This window comes from Paenibacillus oryzae (assembly GCF_001675045.1).
Classification (GTDB): domain Bacteria; phylum Bacillota; class Bacilli; order Paenibacillales; family Paenibacillaceae; genus Pristimantibacillus; species Pristimantibacillus oryzae.
Genome location: NZ_LYPA01000071.1, coordinates 98,033 through 121,863 on the forward strand (window position 1 = coordinate 98,033; position 23,831 = coordinate 121,863).

Consider the following 23,831-nt stretch of genomic DNA (forward strand, 5'->3'; position numbering starts at 1 on the left):
CCCATCTCCTAGTTATCTACTCAATTAGACTCCTAAAACGATAGAAAAGTTACGATTTCATAGAAGAACATGGCTACTTTTTTTCAATTCTAATGGAGCTCGCTTATTGATTTTTGGCAAATGAAAAAGCCGCTGTCCAAGTTTTAGCTTGAACAGCGGCATTAGCGAGCACGTCTACTGGCTAAGCAGCTCCGCCTTCTCCAGCAGACGCATAATCATGACCGCGCCTTCGGCGCGGGTCGCGTTCGCCTTCGGACTCAGACGCGTGCTGCTTTTTCCGTTGATAATGCCGAGGTAGATGGATTGCGCCATATTGGTTTTTGCATAAGATCCTATTTGGCCGCTATCGCTAAAAGGCTGCAAATACGAGCTTTCCGATGAAGGCAACGTAACCGACATGCCTGCGACTTTGGCCGCTCGCATCATCATGGCTGCCATGTCCTGGCGCGTAATAAAGCTGTTGGGTTTAAAATTGCTGCTGTCCACGCCGTTAACAATCCCGGCTGCAGCGGCAGCGCCGATATATGCGCCCATCACCGTATCCTTATTAACGTCCTTGAATTTAGCCGCAGCCGTTCGATCGCCTGTTAAGCCAAGGCCCTTGGCAATATAGGTTGCAAACTCGCCCCGGGTAATCGGTTTATCCGGCTCGTAAGCCGTCGTCGAGCGCCCTTCAACAACAAATTTGCGAACCATCGTTTCGACCTTGTCGTTGGACCAGTGGTTGGCAATATCCGCAAAGGTGGATGAATTTCTGACGATGGCATAAGCGCTGTTGCCCTGGCGCTTAAAGGTAGCCGTCATCACTCCGTTTTCGGTCTTGAAAACCGTTGGCACATACGACAGCGTTCCCGTTACCGGATCAAGCCAGACAGCGGAAATTTGCGTAGTATCCGAAGTGGATGCAATTTTCATCGACCGTCCCACATAGCCGCTAAATGTCTCAACCTTTTCCTTTGTTGATCCATTCACAACCATAACGTCAAAATGAACCGGTGTGGAAATGGTTGATGCTTTTGACGAGTTAAGCGCCGTAGACAATGCTGAGGTCAAGGTGTTGGGCCCCTTGTCGATCGCAATAAGCAATTGATTGGAAATCCCATTCCCGCCAGCCATTCTCGACAGCTGGGAGAAATTCAGCGTGTTGAGCGGAAGCTCATACGTAATATCGCCATATTCCACCGCAAACGTCACATTGCTCTGCTTGCTTGCCATTTCGAGCGGAATTAACGATACAGCAACTAATGCGGCATTTTGCCCCTCCGGCACCTTAAAGGCTACGCGCGGATTAGCAATACCGGCATCGCGCGAAGTCGTAACCGCCGTTACAAATTTGGCCTGATCGACCGTATAGCGATTAGCCTGTACTCCCGCCGGAGAGGTATCCGTCATTACGGTTGCGCCGGATGGCTTGATCGCGACGCCGCCATGCTCCGATGCTTCATAGTCTCCAGTCAGCGTATCCAGCAGCGTTGTCTGATTGGCAATCGTTGTATTTGAAAATGTATTGGCATTAATACCTGAAATCGATTTTAGAGTCGTTCCCGTGCCGTAGTAGGTCACATCCGCCGTTTCGCCAACGTTAATGGGAGAAGCCAGCGTAAGCACGACATTGGTTCCTGAAACCACAACATTGCTTACCATCCGAACCTGCCCTTTGACTCGAACCACAAACTGGCTGGTTGGCGGAATCGAGGCTGGGTCAAGCGCCGTATTAAACGTCAAAGTCAGGACAGCGCCTCTCGCAATTGCGCCTTGCAGAGTCGGAACGCCCGTCCCGGCCCCACCGGTTCCCGTGCCGCTATTTGCAACCAGGTTAGTGAACGAAGCTGCTACATTGCCGCTGTAGTCGGATACGCCGGTATTAGAGCCTACATAGCTGACTTTTACCGTTTGCGTTGCTGTCACGGCAGAGGAGAGATTTAGAAGCACGGTATCGCCTGCCACTACGACGGAGTTAATGCTTCTGACCGCATTATCCACCACAACGCTATATTGATAAATACCCGGTACCTTGCTTGTATTAAGCGTTTTATTATATTTTATCGTAATTAATGTGCCGCTGGCCGATACATAAAAAACGTAAGGAGGCGATGTATCTATAACGACTCCAGTACCGGTTCCTGCCCCGGTCGCAGGATTATAGTTGCTGAAGGAGCCTACCGCATTTCCGGAATTGCCCAAAAGGGCATAGCTGCCCGGCGTGTAGGAAATCAGCACCGTTTGACCGCTCGTAATCGTCCCGCTAATCGTGAGCTGAATGACATTTCCGCTATGCCAGATTGCAGTCGGGATGTAGCGCGTTCCTGCAACCGTAACCGAAAATTGATTATAGGCATACGGACTAACCGAAAGCAGCTGCTCGCTAAAATTCAGAACGACCGTATTGCCGGAGGCCGAGCCGCTTGAAACCGTTGGATTGGTATTGGTATATCCATTGGTCACTTCAACATTATTCAGGCTCGCTGCCTGATTACCCGACAAGTCCTGCACAAGACCATTGATTGGCTTGGTGTAGGATACCACTACCTTTTGCGAATAAGCAACGGAGCTGGCAAGTGTAAGCAGAACCATATTGCCTTCAATCTTTGCGGCCGTTACATTGCGAGGCGCACCTGCAACGGTAACATAATAACTGGCTGGAGAAGGAGCCAGATTCGTATTCAACGGCTCATTATAAATCAGCCGGAGGATGGAGCCGCTCACTTCAGAACGAGATAATGCAGGTGGCGTTTTGTCTCCGCCAACCGTCAGAAACTCCCATTGATATTGATTCAATATGCCGATAAAGGAGTTCCCAACCAGATCCGTGACGGCTCCTTCATCCATATTGATATAATAGCGCGTATTTTCGACCAAAGCGCTATTAGGAGTAATAATAATTTGACGGGTATTGTTGGGATCAATTTGAATCGTGCCTGAAACGGTTGTTGCATTGTTGGTTGTGCCTGTCGGGATAAAAGAAGCACTGCCGCTGCCAACCATAACCGGCTTATCGAACAAAGCTGCAAAGCTTTGCTGCAACCCAACGGCCGTTGAGCCTGTTGCTGGACTTAAGGACTGAATATTAGGACGAGTGCCGTCCTGCGTCACGGTAAATGACCAGCCGGATGTTCCGGAAATGCCGGCAAAAAAATTCCCTGCTCCGTCCCTGAGAGCCCGGTTGCCAATAGAAACATAATATCTTGTATTATTAATAAAGCTTTTGGCCGTATCAACAGATGAAACGTAGCTGGTGGCGTCTATGACCAGCTGTTTTGTCCCGCCTCCCTTAACTCTCGTCGAGGTGATAGGAATGGAGCGGAACAAAGTGTTACCTGAAACCTGCCGAATTTCGATATTGCCGCTGCTTGGATATACCTCCTCATTAAAGGTAAGCGTCAATGTTCCATTAATATTGTTGAGCACTCCGCCCGATACCGGAGCCAGCGTTTGAACGACTGGCGGCGAGGTATCATTTCCGTAGCCTGTCGTAAACGGCCAGACCGTCGCTGATGAAATACCGTAAAACCATTCGCTGTTGTTTGGCGCGGGTTTTGAAAAAGCCCCTGGCTCTATCCATACATAATAGGCCGTGTTTGGAGCCAGATTGGCATCCGGCCTGATGGTTACTGTATTGTTGATCACCGTAATACGCGCCGTATTAATGGCTTGAATACGCTGTACCGCGACATTGTCGCTCACTCGCCGTATCTCAACGTATTTTCCTCCGTTGGGGTATACATTTTGATCGAATGATATCGTCAAGCTTGTATCAATCGGTACCAAGGTAGCATTGGCCGGCGGAGAAAACGGATTGGACGCCGCCAGATTAACGGGGGCTTGCGCGGTTGCAAAAGTCCAGGTTGTGCCCGCAAAGGTATTGCCGGACGCATCTTCAAAGTTTTCCTGGGATATAATTACATCATAAGATGTCAAAGGCTGCAGAGCAGTCTCTGGAGTAATGGTAATTTGAGTCGATCCGCTTCCCGTTACGCTTGCCGATGTAACAGGGATTTGCCGGTTGTCGACGCTGTCTCTGGTCCTGAGCATGATATTGCCTGACGCAGCATATACAGGCTTATTAAATGTTATGTAAATGGAAGCCGTCATCGGCACAACCGCCAGCGGGCCCTCTGGCCCCCTGGTTACAGCTACCGGGCGGGATGTATCTGCTGCACCCGATGTGCTGAACTTCCATTTTGTCGCGCTTTGAATGCCGGTATATGCCGCCCCATTCGAAGCATTAACGAATGCTCCCGCATCTATCAATACGTAATATTCGGTATAAGGCAAAAAATTGCTGGAAGGACTAATCGTCACTTCGTTGTTGTTTGAGGATGCAATGGAAATTCGGCCCGAGGTGGCGCTGATGCTTTCCACCAATGAGTTGTCCGCCGTTTTATACAATTGGACATAGGTTGTTGAAGCTCCCAGCCTTACATTTTCATCAAATACGATTTTCAGCCTGGAATTGATAGGTACATTATTCATATTGGCCGAAGGATAAAAGCTGATAGCCACAGGGCCAGATGTTGCAGCATTAGCTTTATGACCGGGCGACCAGCCCGGGACGCCAAGCTGCAGAATCATCAGGATGGCAATAAACAGAGACAGCTTGCGGGTTTGCTTCATTTCTGGATTCACTCCTCAACTAATACACTCGTACTTTATTTGTCGGCTTTTTGTCTCCGAAATTTTAGGTTATGTGCAGTAACAGCAAAAAGCCGTTTACAACATCCCCACTGGAAGACGCTGTAAACGGCCCTAAGGTTGCATAACGCGAGTCATCAAGGGTGTGCCGTAGCATCACCCTGGCATAAAACACGGACGCCCTATGCATAATAAAATACAGATTAAAGTCCAGCCTCCGCCTTCAGCTTATCTGCCTTATCTACTCGTTCCCAAGGCAAGTCAACATCCGTGCGGCCAAAATGACCATATGCAGCCGTTTGAGCGTAAATAGGACGCCGCAGATCCAGCATTTTAATAATGCCGGCAGGACGCAGGTCAAAGTTATTGGAAATCAGCTCGACCAGCTTTTCTTCAGCGACTTTACCTGTACCGTAAGTATCAACATTAATCGACACCGGCTGAGCTACGCCGATTGCGTAGGCAAGCTGGATTTCGCATTTGTCGGCCAGTCCGGCAGATACGATGTTTTTAGCCACATAACGGGCAGCATACGCTGCGGAACGGTCAACCTTAGTTGGGTCCTTTCCGGAAAACGCGCCGCCGCCATGGCGAGCATATCCGCCATACGTATCGACAATAATTTTACGACCGGTCAAGCCGGCGTCGCCTTGAGGGCCGCCAATGACGAATCGGCCTGTCGGATTAATGAAGTATTTGGTTGCTTCATCCAGCCATTCCACCGGTACAACTGGTTTGATGACATGCTCCATAATATCGCTTTGAATTTGCGCAAGCGTAATATCCTCGGCATGTTGTGTAGATACAACGATCGTATCAACACGTACTGGCTTTCCGTCCTTATATTCAATCGTTACTTGCGTTTTTCCATCTGGACGAAGATACGGAAGCGTATTATTTTTGCGAACCTCGGACAAACGGCGGGCAACACGGTGTGAAAGGGCAATTGGAAGCGGCATCAGCTCCGGCGTTTCATTGGTGGCGAAGCCAAACATCAAGCCTTGGTCGCCTGCGCCGATATCTTCGTTTTCCTGCTTCATATCTTTGCCTTCGCGAGTTTCAAGAGCAGCGTTTACGCCTTGGGCGATATCCGCAGATTGCTCGTTAAGCGAAGTTAATACCGCGCAGGTGCTCGCATCAAAGCCGTATTTGGCGCGAGTATAGCCAATATCTTTAATAGTGCGGCGCACAATGCTGGAAATATCGATATAATCAGCTTTACTGCTGATCTCGCCAATAACAAGCACTAGGCCTGTTGCTACAGAAACCTCGCAGGCAACCCGCGCGTGCGGGTCCGCTTCCAGGAACGCATCCAGAACCGCATCAGATATCTGGTCGCAAATTTTGTCGGGATGCCCTTCCGTAACGGACTCCGATGTAAATAAATGACGGCCTTTAATCGACAATCTTATCAACCTCCTGCAAATAGAATTATATGCTCTACAAAAAACGAACCTTTTCCGCGAAGGAAAAGGTTGTTCGACAACTCTTCTTCTAAAAACACATGATACCTAAAATGTTGTTTAGTGTCAATGGACAGAGCTTCATGACAAATGGCATCAAATGGCTATCAGAATCGCGGCACAAGCGCCTATAGCTTTAATACCTGCTCGGCTTGGGCAATCAGACGTCGTGTCATTTCTCCGCCTACAGAGCCTGCTTGACGGGTGGATAATGTTGACCAATGAACATGACCGCCAGCTTCGTTTCCTCCGGAAGCCGATCCCAACTCGCCAGCAAATTCAGTATCCAATCCTGAAACAGGGCTGCCCCCGCTAAATAAACCCAGCTCGGCAGCAATCTCATACTTCATACCGTTTAACATGGCTTTGCTTTCACGCACAATGATTTTATTTGAATTATTTGAACGGCCCATGCACTTCGCCTCCTTTTATAAATGAACTCAGACATAGTGTGTATCAATTGGGCACGCCTCAAGCGTATAACCTATTGTCACTGCGCGAAAAAAATACCTTCTGTTCCAAATTTTTAGTTTAATCAATTGACAATGCCAAATAAAAAGGCTACCCAACCTCCGTTACGAAAGTGGGCAGCCTGTTTTTTAATACATGATCAAAACCAGCATGATCAAAACCGCAAAATCAAATAAAATTAATTGTTTCAAGTTATACTCATACTACTCAAGCCAGATTCATACATCTTATCATTTCGGGCATACTACATTAAAAACAACCCGCTACATCCAAAGCAATTCCATACCAGTTCCTTACTTGAGCGTATAGCTGCCCTTTACAAGTACAGTCAACGGAGCCGTTTCGTCAGGATGTCCCTGAATGCCGCGGCCATCGCGCGGGAACCAGATCAGATGATTTTTAGGCACATCCTTGCCGCTTTTAATGTCTATGCCCTCTGTCAGATCGGATAAACCGTCTGTTGTGGTACTGTAGGCAACAGCTTTACCCACACGTACCACGACCTCAGCTCCCGCGCCTGCCATTAGCGTTTTGCCAAGTGGTATTTCCACAACCTCAAGCTTTACAGCTTCTGTGCTTGTGTTGCTTGATCCCGCGTTGCTTGTACCTGATCCGTCATTACCCGAGCTTCCATTGCCGATACCATTTGCTGCCAGCTTGGCAATTTGCTCGTCCACGTAGCTTTTGGTCACGACAGGATCATTAACCGTGCCTGGCGTCGCCGCAGAATCGGCTTCATATGGCTTTGCCATTACCATTCCCGCCGTGATGCCGGCTGTCACCAAAACAGCCGCGCTTGCGATTTTTAATGCTTTTGCTTTCACTATCCCATTCTCCTTTCAACCCAGTACCATTTTAATAGCATACTAGATTTGTAGGTCTCTGAATAGTTACTAGCGTACGATTTGGAATGAGCCATATTTCTTGGAGCCTAAAAGCCGCTTATATCCATCAGTTTCTTCATAAACATTCAACACATAACCGCCATTAACAATGTTGGCCAGCTGCGTCCCTTTAATAGGTACGATTACACTTTTTTCAATGCCCGTTTCCAGCCCTTCGCCTTCTTTAGGCGTAATTGTGACCGAAGCACCGTAGGCATTTTTATTATTGGCAATTTCAAAATACAGCTTGGTTTCTTTCTCAACAACATCAAATATCGATTTTTTCTCAAGTGTATATTTCATTTCCAGCTTCACATTTTCAACATCAATAAGCATAGTGTTCAGTCGATTTAATGTGAACTCATATGGTTCAAGCTTCAGGTTTGAAATGGTATCTGCTGCAGCTTGTTGTGTTTTAGGCAGAATAATAGACTTACCTGACACAAATCCATCTGCTTTATCCTCTGGCTTACTATACGCATTAGCTGTCAATGCTTCTCCAATGATAAGCTGTACATCGCCTTGGTTAGAGAATGTTTTAGGCACAGGAGCGGTAGCATATACAAGGGCAGTTCCGTCAGCTTTTAACCCTGCTTTAATATTTGTAAGGGTAGCATCAATGTATTGACCATCGCTTGTTTTGAAATAAGCTTTCAGTGCTGGAAGTGTTGTAAAACGAGCTTCCTTGTTCGTGTATTTAAACTCGCTATACAGCAAGTTATCATCCTTGCCCTCGAATACAAATGTATTAAGCATTTGCAAAGATGATCTTCTGCCTAAAGCATCTATGTTAAAGACCTCTGTTGCAGAAAGCTCAGGCAATGGACTAATCTCGTTCAACTTAAATAATCCAATTGTTTGTTTCTTTGTATCACTAATTTTATCAGTCAGGTTAAGACTGATTTCACCGAATTTATAGGTATAAGGAACTTTAGTGATCAGTACATAACGTGTAGATTCACTCGGCTCCAGCATGCCTGAGCTGTCCAGTTTAATTAAGTTGCTCTTCTCAGCTTCAACAGCCTGGCCGTTCAGGCGAAGCAAAGCAGCTATATCTGGTATCGACTGCGATTTTGACCCCGTATTTTTCACCTCAAGGAACGTATTAATCATATCCTGATTTCCCCATGGCAGTCTTTCTGCTTGAGACACCTTTATTTCATAAGAGCCTTTTTCGCTTTTGTAAATTTTGCTTTGTACACCTTTTGTCTCTTGCAATTTTGCCAGTTTCATAGCTGTTTTGACGTATTCCATTGTATTCTTTTCATCTTTTGGCTGTTTAACTAAAAGCACGAGGCCATCGGATAATGCTGCAGGCAACGATGCTTGCAGTGCAATTTCCTTGTCCAAGCCAGGAGCTAATTGAATATCGGTCGCTGTTTCCATCAATTGCACTGGATAACGAACCCCATCCTTAGCCATAATCTCAAATTTATAGGCTGGTAAAGCAACCGGTTCTTTTCCGCTATTCATCCATTTTGTAGTCAGCACAACATTGTTTTGCGAGCCGCTGTAATCGGTATAGATATTTTCAATAGAAGCCTTAATATTGATGCCATTAATATTAATAGAGGCCGCTTTGTTAGGTTCAACAGTGATATTATTTTTATTATTCCAGCTAATTGTATAAACCGATTTTGGAATTTCCAATTTAGATTCAGCATCAATCACCGTAACCAATAGCTGTGCATCCGTTAAATTAATTGTATTTTTCAAGGAAGTACGAAGCGTGTATTTCACTTTTTCTCCAGGGGCTACTACGGTTTCCGTGATTTGATCCTTAGCCAACCTTATAACCAATCCGGCTTTGGTTCTTAAATAAAATTGATAATCAGGCAATGTATATTCAAATAAACCGGTATTTTCAAGGTTTAACTCAAATTGCGCCTGATTTGTTGTACCCATATTAAAAAACGTCCCTGCCGTTAAATAAGATTTAATCGTATTATTATCCATACTTTGCACATAATACGAATTGGCAGGTACAGCATTTTGATAAGCTGACGTTACATTAACCTGTCCGACCGTTCTTGTATAGCCGGGAAGTGAAAAGTCCCATTTTACCACTTTAAAAATCAGATCCGAATAATTCAATTTGGAATCAATTTGAGAATAGAAAGTAAATTCCCTTGTTGTTTGGGCAGGAACTTGAACCGACTTGCTGCTTCCAGTTGCCGTATACGATTTAACTGGATATTTTGCACCGGATTTAGTCGTTAACTCCACCCAATAATCCATAAAATCAATTGGTGTATTATCGCCATTATGTACAACAACAGTAAAAAAGGCTTGTTTCTCCTTGCTTCCATATTTAAAATAGACATCCTTGATTTGAATCGAGCTTTTCGACGTAATTGAAAATGTTTTGAGCTCTGCTCCTTTAAATGCCTTCATGGCTGCTTGTGTAGCTGCTGGCTTTGTACTAGAAGCAGCTGATACAACAACCGGATGAACGTTGGATAAAACCAAACTCGATGCAACAAGGATCGAAGCCGTAACAACCGAAACCTTCTTCATAGTTAGTGTCCCCTTTAAAAATATTCGTTATCTATATAAACGTAGAAATAGGGGGAAATGTTTCGTTTTTTTCTCAACATATAGAAAAAACCCTCCCGATAACACGGGAGGGTTTAAACCTAACTATTAGTTAGCGTCAGCAACAACTTTAAGCTTGATTTGTTGGCCGCTCTCTGTAGAAGTAAATGTTACAGTGTAACCTCTACCAATTGCAAGACCTTGAACAGAAACTTGATCAACAGTTTTACCGTTGTTTGTTACTGTTACGCCATCCAGCTCAGAGATAGATGCAGTGAAGGTACCAGCAACCAAAGTAGTAACATCAGCACCAAATTGGTCTTTAGCCTTAAGTGTTGCAAATACGTTTGCTACAGTTACAGCGTTAGCACCAGTAGCAGCGCCTTTAACAACCAGATCAGAAGATTTCAGACCGTTAGCATCCTTGGATTCCAGTTTAGTTGGAACTGGAGTTTCGTTCACGATGGTTACTTCTTTGCTAATAGGAGCATTAGTTTCCAGAATGTGAACGATATAAGTTGCTTTTGCAGTTTTTGTTTTATCAGTAGAACCGTTGAAAACATCACCTGCATATACTTTGTTTGAAGCTTCGTCGTATTTCAGGTCGCCTACAGCTGTAACAGTGTATGCGGATTGAGGCAGTGTAACTTCAGTGCCGTTCGACAATTTACCTGTTACCTTCACTTCAGCACCGCGAGAAACATCGGATGCGTGAACTTTAGTGATGTCAGCCACTTGGTAAGAGTCGGATACGATTGCTTTGTTGTCAATTACAGTAATTGCAAAAGTGTTGTGGGTTGCAACTTCAGTGCCATCAAGTTTTTTCAATGTCAACTTAACAGTTGCAGTTCCTTTTTCAACAGCTTTCAGAACAACTTTTTTGTTAGCATTTGTAAGATCGATTTTATCTGCAGTTGTATTGCCATTAACTACAACGAGTGGATCTTTGTTGTATTGACCTTCGTAAACAGAAATGGTTACGGAGTGTGTAGTAAGCAAATCTTCGAGCTTCATGTTGCGATCAAATTGATCTTTAACAACAATGTGTTTAGGCTCGATTTCAATTGTGCTGCCAACCAATACAGCTGTTTTAACATCTTTCAAACCAGCAAGAGCACGTGGGTCGTCTTTTGCAACAACTTTTACTGGAAGCTGCGAATTGCTAGCAGTATTAACAACGTTAGCTGTCAGGTAAGCATCGCCAGTAGCACTGCCTACTGTCCATTCCAGAACAGCTTTTTTATTAGTGTAATCTTGTACAACTTTGAACTCACCGTTATTTGTGGAAAGGCTAAGCATACCATTCACATCAGCGAACTTTTCGAGTTTAGCACCATTTTGGTCGTAAGCTTCGAAAGGAACTTTGATAACTGCATTAGGAACAACTGTTTCAGTTGGTTGAGTCAAAGAAATAGTGTTCAATGTTGGAGCTTTTTTAACAACAACATCAAGTGTATCTGATTTTTGACCCATCAGTGATGTGATTGTAATTTTGTTTGTGCCTTCAAATACAAAACCTGGAGTTTTTGTTGGGCTAGTCAAGCGGATACCCAGTTTATCTCTGTTAGGACCTACGTTAGCTCTAACGTCGTCTTTATTGATTGCAAACAGGTTTTGGTTCGAAACGAAAGTGAACACACCATTTTTGAATTGCTCAGCAGTTACGTTGCTGCCATATTGGTCTTTAGCGTCAACAAGAACGTAGTAGTCTTCAAAAGTAGAAGAAGTTGTGATTTCTTTGTTGTCAGGGTGATACACGGAAAGGATATCCACTGTATCAACTACAGCTTGCAGACCAATTGTGAAAGTTTTAGGAGTTGTAATAGCATAAGTACCCATGTTAAGAATGCCGTTTACAAATACTGTTTCACCAATTTGGAAAGTAGTGTTGTTGCTGCTAGTGATTTTCAAAACGCCGTTTGTAGCGTTAGCTGTTGCATTTGCTTTACCAACTTGGAATTGCAGGCTGCCACCGGAAGTTTTTGTAACGTCCTCATCGTATTGGTTTACGATTTTGTAGCCAACACTTACATTTTCGTAGTCAGCAGCGTTAGGGTTGCTACCAGTAGTTTTTGTTCCAAGAGCCAGCTTGTCGCTAGTGAACACGATTTCCGTGATTTTTTCAGCTGCAGCTGTGAAGTCGGAAACAAGTTCTGTGTCGCCAAGGCCAGATACAGTTACGGAAGAAGCACCATCAAGCAGTTTAGTGGAGAATTCCAGTACTGCGGATTTTTTATCTTCCGAGAAAGTAGTTTTAGCTACTTCACGAGTGGATCCAGCGTTTTTAACTACAAACTTAGCTTTTTCAGTATCAACAGCTTTGTTGAACTTAACAGTTACCAATTTAGCACCAGTTTGAGTAGCGGAAACAGCAGCGCCCTCGATCAGACCCAGAGCTTCGCCCAGAGTTTTGCCAGTGCCAGGAACTTCAGTGTTCAGAGCTGTTACGATTGTGGAGTAAGTAGCGCCACGTGTAGGAACAGCAGAGAAGTCAGTACCTTCAGCAGCCAGTTTCATTTCAACTGCTTTAGCTGGAACTTCGTCATAAGCTACTTCTACTTTGAAAGCGCGCAGTACAAGTGCGTAGAACTCTTGGGTTTTCAGCTCGTCGCCGTAGCCGAATTTGCCATTGCCTTTACCTTGTACCAGACCTTCTTCAACTGCCCAAGAGATGTAACCGTCATAGTTTTTGTCAGTTACGTCTTTGAACTCGTGGGATTTAGCAGTTGCTTTAGCAGCTGCTTCTACGCCCAGCAAGCGGGACAGCAGAACTACGATGTCTTGACGCTTCCAAGTTTGATCTTCTTTCAGATCAGTACCATTACCTTTGATAACGCCCAGTTGATTCAAATATTGACCAGCAGATTGGCCTTCTTCAGGACCAGCTGCGGATACGACAGTTGCGAACATGGAGAATACCATGGCAATCGCAACCAGCAAGGATAAACTTTTCTTCATAACCTTTTTTTCTCCTCCTCTAAATTGCTTCGGTTGTTGAGAGTTTTGTTTACTTAATGTATTGCTCGTTTCCCTCATAGCCGATTCACCCCCTTTCCAGAGTTGAGCATAAATTGGTATAAATGATGTCTACGTACATGGTAACCCTTGTACAAGTCATGCCGTAGAAACTTGTAAACCATGAAAGAATAGATGCTAGACTATCCGCATCACTATAACATTATACAATGGGCTTATGGAACCGTAAAGAGGAACTTGTGAATTCATTCCAATTGATTTTCCATAAAATCCATTAATTCATCACAAAAGGGCATTTGAAACAATCACATGTATTTAAACGCCGGTTTCGCCAAAAAGTTGCGATATTCTCAAAAAAGTTTTCTGAGACTTTTTTCATATTGCAAAACCGTCCTTTTCAGCATGAAACCGTATGATACTCCCTTTTGTCAAAGCCGCAGTCTGAACCACTAACTTTCATCTCGGACTATGCCAGTATAGCCTGTTTCTAGGCCAGTCGTCGATGCTTAACTTTTTCCATGGATATGTTTTCACCTTTAAGCCGACAACAATCTCTTACCCACATAAAACGGTATTTGAATCACCGTATCCAAAATCCAGTTTAAGTTTAATTCCTGAATTGCTTAAAAGTTCCCTTTAACATGATTAAGCCAAGGGAGCTGCTCCATTACGGAACGCTCCCCTGTCTTAGCGCCTATTCGGCGTTAGCATCAATTATAGATTTTCGGAAGCTTTTTCATATCGTTCATGACGCGAGCCATGATGATTGCAGCGTCGCTTCTCAGAAGACGTGCTTTAGGCTCAAAAACAAAACCTTCCTTCGGATCGTTCGGATTAACGGCTTTGCCCTGAATGAACCCTTTTTTCTGGATGGCCAGAACAGGCGGAACGGAGTAGAAGTCAAAGCTTCCGGAATCCTTAAACGCCTTGTCCAACTGCGTCTTTGCTTTAGTAGAGTCTGTCTCAAGCTTCAACTGCAGCGCTCTTGCCAAAATTGTAGCAGCCTCCTGACGATTCAACTCAACATCTTCATCAAAGAAGCCTGGGCGTTTGCCGTTGACGATACCTGCTCTTGCTGCCGTTTCAATATAGCGATAGTCATACAACGCCGTGGCATTATTGGCATTCGTCATCGTCTCCGGGTAATAGGAGAAATGCAGATCGCCTGAATAGTTCAGATCCAGTTCCAGCGCTCGTACAATCATGCGTGTAAATTCGCCACGTGTAACATAGCGATCGCCACCAAATAAGCCCGTTGGATCAATTGCATTCATTACGCCCTTGGAGAAAATGGCCTCCATTGCTTCACGTGCATACGGATGGTCCGTAATGTCATTAAAGCCGCGAGTCAATTTACCAGCCACATAATAGCCAAATTTGGTGAATGGAACTGTAACTGTGCGTTTCTTCTCGTCAACAACGCCTCCGATATTTTCCCAAGTGCTGTTGAAGGGGTCAAATCGGAATACGGTAATCGTAGTACCAGCACTTTGAACAATATTACTATCGTAGGTTAACGTCAGACTACCCGCTGTACTTGGCTTTAATTCCAGACCGAATTCATTCCAGCGGCTTGTAAACGACTTGATATACTTGCCGTCATAATTATCAAACGGGAATGGATCGACCCCAGTCGTAATAGGGTCATAGGATGCTGTCGATGGATCGTCAGCCAAACCACCATCAATCCAAAACAGTGGGCTTGCCTTAATAAACTGGCGAGCTTGATCCTGGAAGCGATAACCAATATGAAGGTTGCCCTCAGCCTGGCTATTAGCTGAATAGTTGGCTGGCTGGCCCTCATACATATGTCTGTCCACAATACCGTCATTCGGGTTTGCTATAGCAAAAAGAAGCTCGTTCCCATTGTAAACCTGCGTGGCATGATTGACGGAATCGTTATAGCCCGGCCGTATAAGTTGTGTTCCCTTGGCAAAGGTTAACGTCAAGGCATTGTTGAACATTTTGTGGCTAGAAGCCATCGTTGCCAACATTTGTGCCCCAGGTATATTGGTTGGAACATATTTGACCGTCATATCCTGTTTGATCGTATCATCGCCTCGTGTAATGGTAAACGATATTTTGGTATCCCGATTTGCCCGCAAGTCCTTTACAACGGCCCGGAATGCCTCAATAGCTGTTCCATTTACGTCTGCGCTGCCATTGTATTCCCGGAACGTGATTTTTTCAGCTTTATCCTTGCCTACAGTAATAGAATCTGCACCCGGCGAGCTGATAATAACTTCAACAAAGTTTTTATTCGTAACACGCTCTTCAGAGACAGGCGCGTGAATAGTGTATGGAATCGAAATGGGCCTGACCTCAAGTCGATACGTAGCGCGAGGGCCGTTTTCGCCAGCGTTAAATACCGTAATCACATAAACCATCGTGCTGCCGTCTGCCGGCATTTCCTGTCCTTCAATTCTGAACATAAAGCTTTCTTTTGCGTAGTCGTAATAGAACGTTACATTGGCGTCTGGTGTGACTGCAGAGGTTGTACCATAGACTAAATGTTCTCCAGTAGAACTGCTGCTATTGGTAACAATACTTCTATCCGGATTAACAACCTTCATTTGCTTGCTTAAGTCCCAATTAACACTAGTTGACCAATCTGCATTGGAAATCGTAACTTTGTAATCCGGTTTATTGGATATGTTGCCATAAGTGGTGTTCAATTGACTCAACGAGTTGCCAAGATCGATAAAATCAAATGTGCCGAACACGTCGAAACGAGCTTCTTTTGTAGTATAGACCCCATTCTGTCCACTGAAGTTGGGATCCGTAGAAACTGGCGGCCATGCTGCCGTCGTATAAGGATAGACTCCATCTGTATTAGCGGCAGGCACCATTGGCAGATTTGTAGGTATGATATTAAATCTCATCGTGCTTTCGTAGTTGTTGTTTGCCGAAAGAAACACAAATTTAATGGTGTTTTCACCAGCTTTATTCAAGATATTGATTAGTGCATCTATCTTGTCAGTGTCATTACTTGCAATTGCTTCTGGAATAAACTTGGTAATAGTGGCTGTTCCGTCTTGAACAAGCGGCACTTCCACATTGTTAATATACATAAATACGGATTGTTTCTTTGTTCCAACAGATTTATATTCAATATCATCGGTATTGGTGATATTAAAAAGCTGTCCTCTAAAATTACTTAATTGAGCAAGCAATGCAGTTGTTGAGCCGGAAGCGGAATCATGCCGGACATCACCGCCATTAACGATGGAGTCATATTTTACATACGGTCCGTACAGCAATCTTGCGATAACGGTCACTGCAGCTGTACTAGCATTTGTGCTGGCAGCAAGCTTGAATAACAACGTATTGGTGCCTGATCTAGGCAGCTTCTGGATTTCAAAAAATACGCGTTTAAGCATAATTGTTTCGCCATTTACCTGCTGTGTTACTATTTGGCTCAAGGCTTCTGTACTTTCTCCCGTAGCGCTCTTCATGACCATTTTATAAGTCAAGCCCGTAGCCGGGCCGCCTAAACCAACTGTAACTAAATCTGCCAGGTTGGCGTTTAATTTATCGTAGTTAGCCACTAGCACTTCAACACCCATAGGAACAGAATAAACATCCACTCCAGAAGCTGGAATGTCCGTTCCCTGAAGATTGAGAATTCGTGTATCGTTAATTGATTGCGAACGATTGGCCGTACTAATAGCAGACGTCATAGATCCGTCAAAACCGGTCAAATAATTGACATCGTAAATATAGGCCCTATTACTGTCCCGCAAAGTAAAGCCTGTCCAGGCAGAAGTATTTTCCCCGTTCAAGTTTGGCGCAATAAACCGGACGGATTGTTTGACGTCATAATTCAAGCCCGAAGCAGGCAAATCGTAAGCAAAGCTTACAGTCATAAATTTTGTCGTTGCCAACAGTGGTTTCGGTAAATACGAAATGGATCCGCTTTTTGGGGAAAGCATAGTCGTTATGCCCTGAATTTCTGCCTTCAAGCCGCTTTGGAGCTTAGCCATGACATCAGTATCTGATGTGGAATCAATTACAGCTCCGGCACTATCATATAAAGGAAGTGGAACTATGGCTTTGCCAGTAATGGAAAGCGTACCAGTTGCAGCTGTTGAAAACTCCATGTTATTTTCCAGAGCAGACGTTTTGGTTCCATCACTCAGCTTCATATCATAATAAGTTACTTCACCATTATAAAAAGCAATTTGCCTAGTTGTTTCGACAACTTGTCCTCCATTATGAACCTTGAAGATAACATTATTGATGCCTTTATCAATGGTAAGCTGAGATGTGCTGAATCTGAATGTATTGGCAGCGGTAGACGCTACATTAAAATCATAGGAGCGGCCGTTAATGGTGATGTTTACTTTAGTGGCGTTTGGCGCACGGCCTGTAATAACGATAGTTCCTGTGCTTTGCACAGTTGTAGCCGAAGAATACAGCATGGTAGGCTGATCCTCCAGGAAGTCATACTCCTGATTTTCAAACTGAACCTTTAAATCATACAGCATCGGGCTATCCCGGTATTCAATATAGATAGACTCCGATACAGTGGAGGAGCCCGCTACGCCTTTAAATGTAATTTTATTCATACCTGGAAACAGGATTACACTGCTCACCGTAACACGATTATCGCCAGTGGTTAGAATACCCGTCGTAATTTCTTCTGTAGTATTTAATTCTCTTTCTGTACCCGTAGGCGTTACCTGTTTAATATTATAGCTAATGGAACTGCCAACTACTCCATTAATGGTACCCGTCAATTCAATATTTTGAGTGGAAACAATCCGCGCATTTTCCCGCGTAGCATTTTCATTAGGAAATAAGAAATAAGACCCCGCAGCCTCAACCTTCTTGGATACGCCATAAATAGGCGTCAGGGTAACAATCAGGGCAATCGTCAAAAATAGTGCCAGCGCTCTTTTCAAAACGTTGTTCCTCCTTGTGCAAATAATCGTTTTTATGAAGTCAAAATGGAAAAAACTCTAGTCGCACCATCGCATACGCAAAACAGCCTCAGCTGCGCTTAGAGACAGGTATTATAAACAATAAGCTTAATGTTCCGCCATGCACGGCATCGTTTCAGTGCGTGAACTCCGACCTCCTGCTTCCACCCGCACATAACTTCCGCTTTCTTATAAATAAACCTCCCTTTTCCTCATTATCCTTTTTCTTCTCCCCGGTTATAGACGCAATAACTTCCGAAAAGTTCTATATCTTTTTTTATCGGCTATTCTCCCGTATATGTTTAGGGCGTGTCTTAAAACTCCGCAGGGGGCGGAAAGGCAGTGATAGATGACCCTGAGCGAGTTTTAAGACACGCCCTTATCACAACACAATAAAAACCTCCGCTCCCGACAGGGAACAAGAGGTTTTGGGATGATTAATAATAATCCATAATGGCTTATTTACCGCGCGTTGCCTCACCTGTCTTGAGCAATCTCAATCGGATGCGTGAGAGCAGCGTTATAAGCGGACGATGCGATTTGTCTACAATGCCGATCAGCTCTGCGCCAATCTGCAGGAAAAAAATTGTCATGCAAATGACGCCGAAGGTAATCCAGTTAGCCGCGCTGGATTGAACCACCGCAGACTGTACGATAGCAAGAACGCCAAATACGGCGGATACTCCCCATATAATCAGCACCGTGCGGCGATGGCTAAAGCCAAGATCCTGCAAGCGATGATGCAGATGGCCTTTGTCAGGCGCAAAAATCGGCTTTTTGTTGACCCAGCGCCTTACGATTGCAAAAAAGGTATCGGACAACGGCACACCGATAATAAGCAGCGGCGTCACAAAGGATACGATCGTCACTTGCTTGAAGCCAAGCATCGACAGCGTAGCCAGGCTAAAGCCAAGAAACAGCGAGCCGGAATCGCCCATAAAAATTTTGGCTGGATGAAAGTTGAACACAAGAAACCCGATAATGCCGCCAAGCAGCAGCGTGCTAAGCAAAATAACAGGCTGAAAACCCATCAGACTTGCCATAACCGCGATGGTTGCAATGGAAATGCCGGAAACGCCTGCGGCTAGTCCGTCCAGTCCATCAATGAGGTTGATGGCGTTGGTAACGCCCACGATCCAAATAATCGTAAGCGGAATGCCGATCCATTCTGCGATAGGCTGCATGGTTTCCCCAAAAGGAACGTTAACCAGGTCAATATGCACATCAAAGCCAAAAACAACTACGCAAGCGGCCGCGATTTGGCCCAGCAGCTTAACCTTGGCCGAAAGCTCGAAGCGGTCGTCCAGAGCTCCCAATATAATAATGATGGTTCCGCCAACAAGCAGCGCATTAATCATATTCACATCGCGAGGACGAAGAAGTCCCTCCGGAATAAAAGGCGACACGGCGAAAAAAGCTCCTACAAACGCGGCATAAATCGCCAGTCCGCCCAAACGCGGCATAATACGCGTATGTACCTTTCGGTGGTTAGGCTTGTCAATGGCCCCGATTTTAAAAGCGAATGTTTTGACGAGCGGCGTCATAATAAGTGCTAAAGCCAGTGCCGCAATAAATCCGATGGCATACAAAAGGCCAATTGGCATGTGTACAACTCTCCTTTTTTGAAAATATAAGGGGACAGGCGAACCGCCATGCTCCGCTTATATTTCACCGCAGAAACGTTCCTTATGCGGCGGCGGCAGCGAAAATGCCCCGGCCTGTTTCCGTTCCAGACCGTATGCTCTTCGCAGACCAACGAAGTGAATTATACTCTCATCGAAAAAGAAACACCAACCCCGTTTTCGTGCAATTTTCATGAAAATTGGTTGCTTTTTAGGCTAAAGGTGTTGGTTTTGTCACGTTTTCTTTGTTGCGGATCACTTTCACGACGAATTTCGGGAGCGCAAGCATCCTTTTGTAACGGCTTGGCTCCTGAAGCAGGCGGTACAGCCATTCCAGCTTCATCTTTTGAAAAACGCCAGGAGCGCGCTTCAGCTTGCCAGACACAACGTCAAAGCTGCCCCCAACGCCCATAATAAACGGAACGCCTAGTTTCTCCTTGTAATCGGCATTCCATCCTTCCTTCTCCATCCCCCTTGCTACAAAAAGCAAATGAGGAGCCAAGGATCGGATTTCTTCAATAATTTCCTCATCCTGCTCAGATGTAAAAAAGCCATTGCGATAACCAACAATTTTGACTTGAGGATACTGAAGCTGGAGCTTTTCAGCAGCCGATTCGATAATGTCCTGCGAAGTTCCAAGCAGGTACGCTCGCCATCTACGCTTTTCTCCCTCTTTCAGCAGCCGGTGCATCAGATCAAAGCCCGTCACCCGCTCTGCAACCGGGCTGCCGCAATAACGGGCCGCCCAGACTACGCCCGCTCCGTCAGGCACAATCAGGTCTGCGCGGGACATTACTTTGGCAAAGCCCGGATTTTCCAGTGCAGCCATCACCATGATGGGATTGGCGGTAACGACATGATGCTGTTCTCCGGCTTCAATAGAAGCTGTTAAATAATGAACCGTTTCGTCCATCCCCATTTTGGAGAACGGAATTCCAAAAATGGATACAGTGGAAACCTTTGTTGGCATTGTTTTCGACATAAGAGGAGCTCACCTCGAACTATATTGACGCATCATTGTCAGAATTTGTTGCGCAGGGCGCTGCGCTTGCTGGCGAAGCGCTTGAATCGTCTCGCCGTGCTTGCTGCGCCAGCCGTCGGCATCGTCCAGCAAGCTGCATGCCGCCGCAACAAAAGCTTCGATATGCATATCTTCCGTCGTGCCGATGGGCTTCAAGTCCAACCGGGCCAAAAACTGATCGATTTTGGGATCATAGGAAATCCCCAATAGCGGAACCTCCCGCCCTGCGGCATAGATAAGCGCATGAAGCCTCATGCCAACAAGAAGCTGGCAGCGGCCCACAGCCAGCAGCATTTGCTGCGGATCATCGCCAGGGTCGTGCAGTTCGGCAGAGCTGCCCGCTCCCAAACGGCTCTCCAGCTTCGCAATCAACTCCTCTGACAACTCGCGGTCCGAGGGCTTATGAAATGGCAAAAATCGCAGAATCACGGGTCTGCGCTGTGACAAGGCTTCCAGCGCGGCTGCGATCCGGGCAATATCCGCTCCATCCTGACGCCATCGGCGCAGTGACACGCCAACAACGGGAACTCCGGCCTGAGGCGTTTCAGTTGAAATCTCCATCTCCGCCTCATTCCCTGATCCTGCCGACTGACCTGCGGACAACTGCCCCGAACTGCCGCTTAATGCGGCAGATGCCATCGCTTCAGCCTTCGGTAAAGGCAAGCCCATAACAGGGTCCGGAACAACCTCTATCCTGTCCTGAGGAATGCCGATCCTGTTTAGCAGCGAAGAGGACTCTTCATCCCGTACCGAGATATAGGCGCTTTTGTTCATAACGCCCGCAATCATGGGATAAAGCCAGCGTCTGTTAACGGGTCCTATGCCTTGCGCATACGCAAACGTCGGCTTGCCCAGCATCTGGGCAAGCTTCATCACCCCGGTATAATAGGGAATGGTTTTAGTGCTTGTTGCATCTTGAAGGAGACTGCCTCCCCCGCTGATGAGGCCATGACTGCTTTTTATGGCTCGCAGCACCTCGGCGGGGCGCATGCGGTGCGCTGACTCCACGCCGTACATCTTGCTGGTCCAAGCAGGGTCCGCACTAAGCACAATCGGCTCTACCTCAAGGCCCAAAGCCTGCCCCTGCTCCTCCAAAGCCAGCAGGATGGAACGAAGCACTGCCTCGTCGCCGCTATTGTTAAATCCGTAATAACCGGAAATAGCTAAGCGGATTTTTGTTGAAACCGCGGCATTACCCATTTACGGAAAGCTCCTTCCGCCACCGTCCAGAGGCCGATCGCAATAAGGCCGAAGATAAGCCCCGCTCCCAGACCCAGAAGAGTGCGAATAATGGAAATATACAGCGGCGTATGAATATGGGTGAAGGTGCTGACCATAGTCAGCTGACCCATTGCTCCAACAATCATTAATACCCATGCCGCGCGATAACGAATCGCAAGGAACAAACCAAGCAAAAGCGGCGGATGTCCCAGCATAAACTCTTTAAATCTCGGCCGAACGCCAAACGCCGATTCCAGCCACCCGCGAATAAGCAGCTCAAGCGGCGGAACTTGTCCATTGTTTCCCGTCCGCGACAAATAATAAAAACCAATTGCTCCAACTATCGCTATGCCAAGAACCCATAACAGCGTAATTGGCTGCTTTAGCAGGGCCAAGCCGCGCTTCAAAACGCCGTTCCCTTCGGAGTCCTCATAAAGGAAAACATAAATAGCAACCAGCACCAGCGGTCCAAAATGAAGCGCGCTTACGCCTCGGAATTGCTCCAGTACCAGACTATACGTAATATTGTTCAGCAAGCCGAACACAATAGGCACGGCGGACAGCGTAATCAACGTTGCTCCGACAAACCAGCCCAGCGCCATGGCCAGACGGCGCGGCGCTGAAACCTCAGGGAAAACCCAGGTCGTCCGGCTCTCCTGCGCGAGCGAAGGATGTCCTGCGCCGCCAACCGTCCAGGCCTCTCCTCCAATCATGCGCCTTGAACCTATCGTTCTGGCATAAATCCGGTTTAATACCCAGATGAGCGCCAACGTCGGCGCGCTCACTGCCGCTCCCAGCGCCAGCGCCTGCTCCAGCAACGAGCTGTTCAGTACATACAGACCCGCCGAACCGGCAAGTCCTAACAGGAACAATGGGATAGCTGTATGAGGAATAAAAGCAGAAATTAAAAGTGCAATCAGCGCAACGGCTCCAAGCACAGACAGCGCGCGCAGCGGTTTTTCCCAGGACGGCTTATCAAATTGGAAGGACTCCGCAACACCGTTCGGGAAACCCTCCTTCTCCAGCAGCGAAATTGCTCCGTCCTCGCCGCCCATGGCAAGAGCCAGCTTGTCTACAGAATCATTCAGACGTCCTGAATCCGTGCTGGATTGCAGCATGGTGTTCAGGAAAAACATTCGGATGTTTCGATCCTTGGCTGCAAGAAGGAAACGCTCCTTCAGAACAGTAGACGAAATCTCCAAACTTTCCTCCGGGGACAGCGAATATAGCCTTACTACATTATATTGACTCAAATAGGCCAGTTTATTAATGCCTTGCTGCGGCTTCTTGAGGTTTTCGATAACCGTCAATCCAATGCCATGATGCTTGAGCAGCTCGCCAAAGCTATCCAGGCTTTTCAGCTCACCTTGATCGCTGGCCCCTTTGGCTTTTTCTCCATCAAACAAAACGCGGGTAGCTCCATATTCCTTCAGACGAACCAATTGAGCATCCGTGCGCTCGCTGTCATATGGAACAACACGATCGGAAAAACGGGGAAGGATATGGAACCCGGCCTCCGTCAGCTCCTCCAGCGTCATGGGGTCAAAATCAAAGGTTTTCAAGTTGAGAGCGGCAAGAGGCTCCTGCACCACGAGACCTTGGCGCCCTCCGAAGGACCAATCGGCATAGCTAACGCCGTAACGATCGAGCCCGTCCCGAATGAGCGGACCAATTTTCTCGGCTTCCTCCGCTCCGCTAAACAGGATATAGGAATGGTTAACCCGCTCGTCCGCCAGCTTGCCTTGCAGCAGAGCGGCATCCCGTTCATTGTAATAAACGAGACGGCCCGACCGCTGCAGCTCCCTGAGCGTGCTTTCATACACGGACATCGTGCCGATACCGGCGTCCTTCAACAGATCAAGCTTGTCCTCCAGATATTGCCTCGGATTGCTTTGCTGCTCCGATACTTCCAAAAGATCAATATAGTCGAATACAAATTCGACGGTATTAGCCGACTGCTCCATTTGCATTCTGGACAGGCCTAGCGGCAACGAAGCCACTACGCCAGCCAGAACGATGATCCAGAGCCACGTTTTTGCACGCCGGTTCCAGCGCTGCCATCTCATTAACACGTTAATCCTCCG

At 46.3% G+C, this 23,831-nt stretch carries 11 protein-coding genes; all 11 read right to left on the reverse strand.

What is annotated here, in order from left to right; translation table 11 throughout:
- Positions 1-174: 174 nt before the first annotated feature.
- On the reverse strand, positions 175-4,614 hold the full coding sequence (locus A7K91_RS19950) for an Ig-like domain-containing protein (RefSeq protein WP_068686018.1): 4,440 nt from the start codon (positions 4,612-4,614) through the stop codon (positions 175-177).
- Between the two features lie 221 nt (positions 4,615-4,835).
- Positions 4,836-6,038: a methionine adenosyltransferase gene (metK, locus tag A7K91_RS19955; RefSeq protein ID WP_068686020.1), complete on the reverse strand. Its 1,203-nt coding sequence runs from the start codon at positions 6,036-6,038 to the stop codon at positions 4,836-4,838.
- A gap of 185 nt (positions 6,039-6,223) precedes the next feature.
- Entirely contained in the window at positions 6,224-6,508 is a 285-nt protein-coding gene (locus tag A7K91_RS19960; protein WP_068686022.1) for an alpha/beta-type small acid-soluble spore protein, read from the reverse strand.
- A 351-nt stretch (positions 6,509-6,859) separates the two neighbouring features.
- The gene (locus A7K91_RS19965; RefSeq protein WP_068686024.1) at positions 6,860-7,390 is read right to left on the reverse strand and encodes a hypothetical protein; all 531 of its coding nucleotides are present in this window, start codon (positions 7,388-7,390) and stop codon (positions 6,860-6,862) included.
- Positions 7,391-7,459: 69 nt separating this feature from the next.
- Positions 7,460-9,967, reverse strand: coding sequence for a hypothetical protein (locus tag A7K91_RS19970; protein ID WP_068686026.1), 2,508 nt, complete (start codon positions 9,965-9,967; stop codon positions 7,460-7,462).
- A gap of 126 nt (positions 9,968-10,093) precedes the next feature.
- Positions 10,094-13,021, reverse strand: a complete 2,928-nt coding sequence (locus tag A7K91_RS19975) for an S-layer homology domain-containing protein (protein ID WP_068686028.1) — start codon at positions 13,019-13,021, stop codon at positions 10,094-10,096.
- A gap of 650 nt (positions 13,022-13,671) precedes the next feature.
- Complete coding sequence (locus A7K91_RS19980) at positions 13,672-17,865, reverse strand: S-layer homology domain-containing protein (protein ID WP_068686030.1); 4,194 nt, start codon at positions 17,863-17,865, stop codon at positions 13,672-13,674.
- Between the two features lie 476 nt (positions 17,866-18,341).
- On the reverse strand, positions 18,342-19,481 hold the full coding sequence (locus A7K91_RS19985) for a glycosyltransferase family 4 protein (protein ID WP_068686233.1): 1,140 nt from the start codon (positions 19,479-19,481) through the stop codon (positions 18,342-18,344).
- A 235-nt stretch (positions 19,482-19,716) separates the two neighbouring features.
- Entirely contained in the window at positions 19,717-20,487 is a 771-nt protein-coding gene (locus tag A7K91_RS19990) for a WecB/TagA/CpsF family glycosyltransferase (protein WP_068686031.1), read from the reverse strand.
- Between the two features lie 9 nt (positions 20,488-20,496).
- On the reverse strand, positions 20,497-21,726 hold the full coding sequence (gene csaB / locus A7K91_RS19995) for a polysaccharide pyruvyl transferase CsaB (protein ID WP_068686033.1): 1,230 nt from the start codon (positions 21,724-21,726) through the stop codon (positions 20,497-20,499).
- Positions 21,690-23,813: a DUF5693 family protein gene (locus A7K91_RS20000; protein ID WP_245697714.1), complete on the reverse strand. Its 2,124-nt coding sequence runs from the start codon at positions 23,811-23,813 to the stop codon at positions 21,690-21,692. Before A7K91_RS20000 ends, csaB begins: the two co-directional genes overlap by 37 nt.
- Positions 23,814-23,831 lie beyond the last annotated feature (18 nt).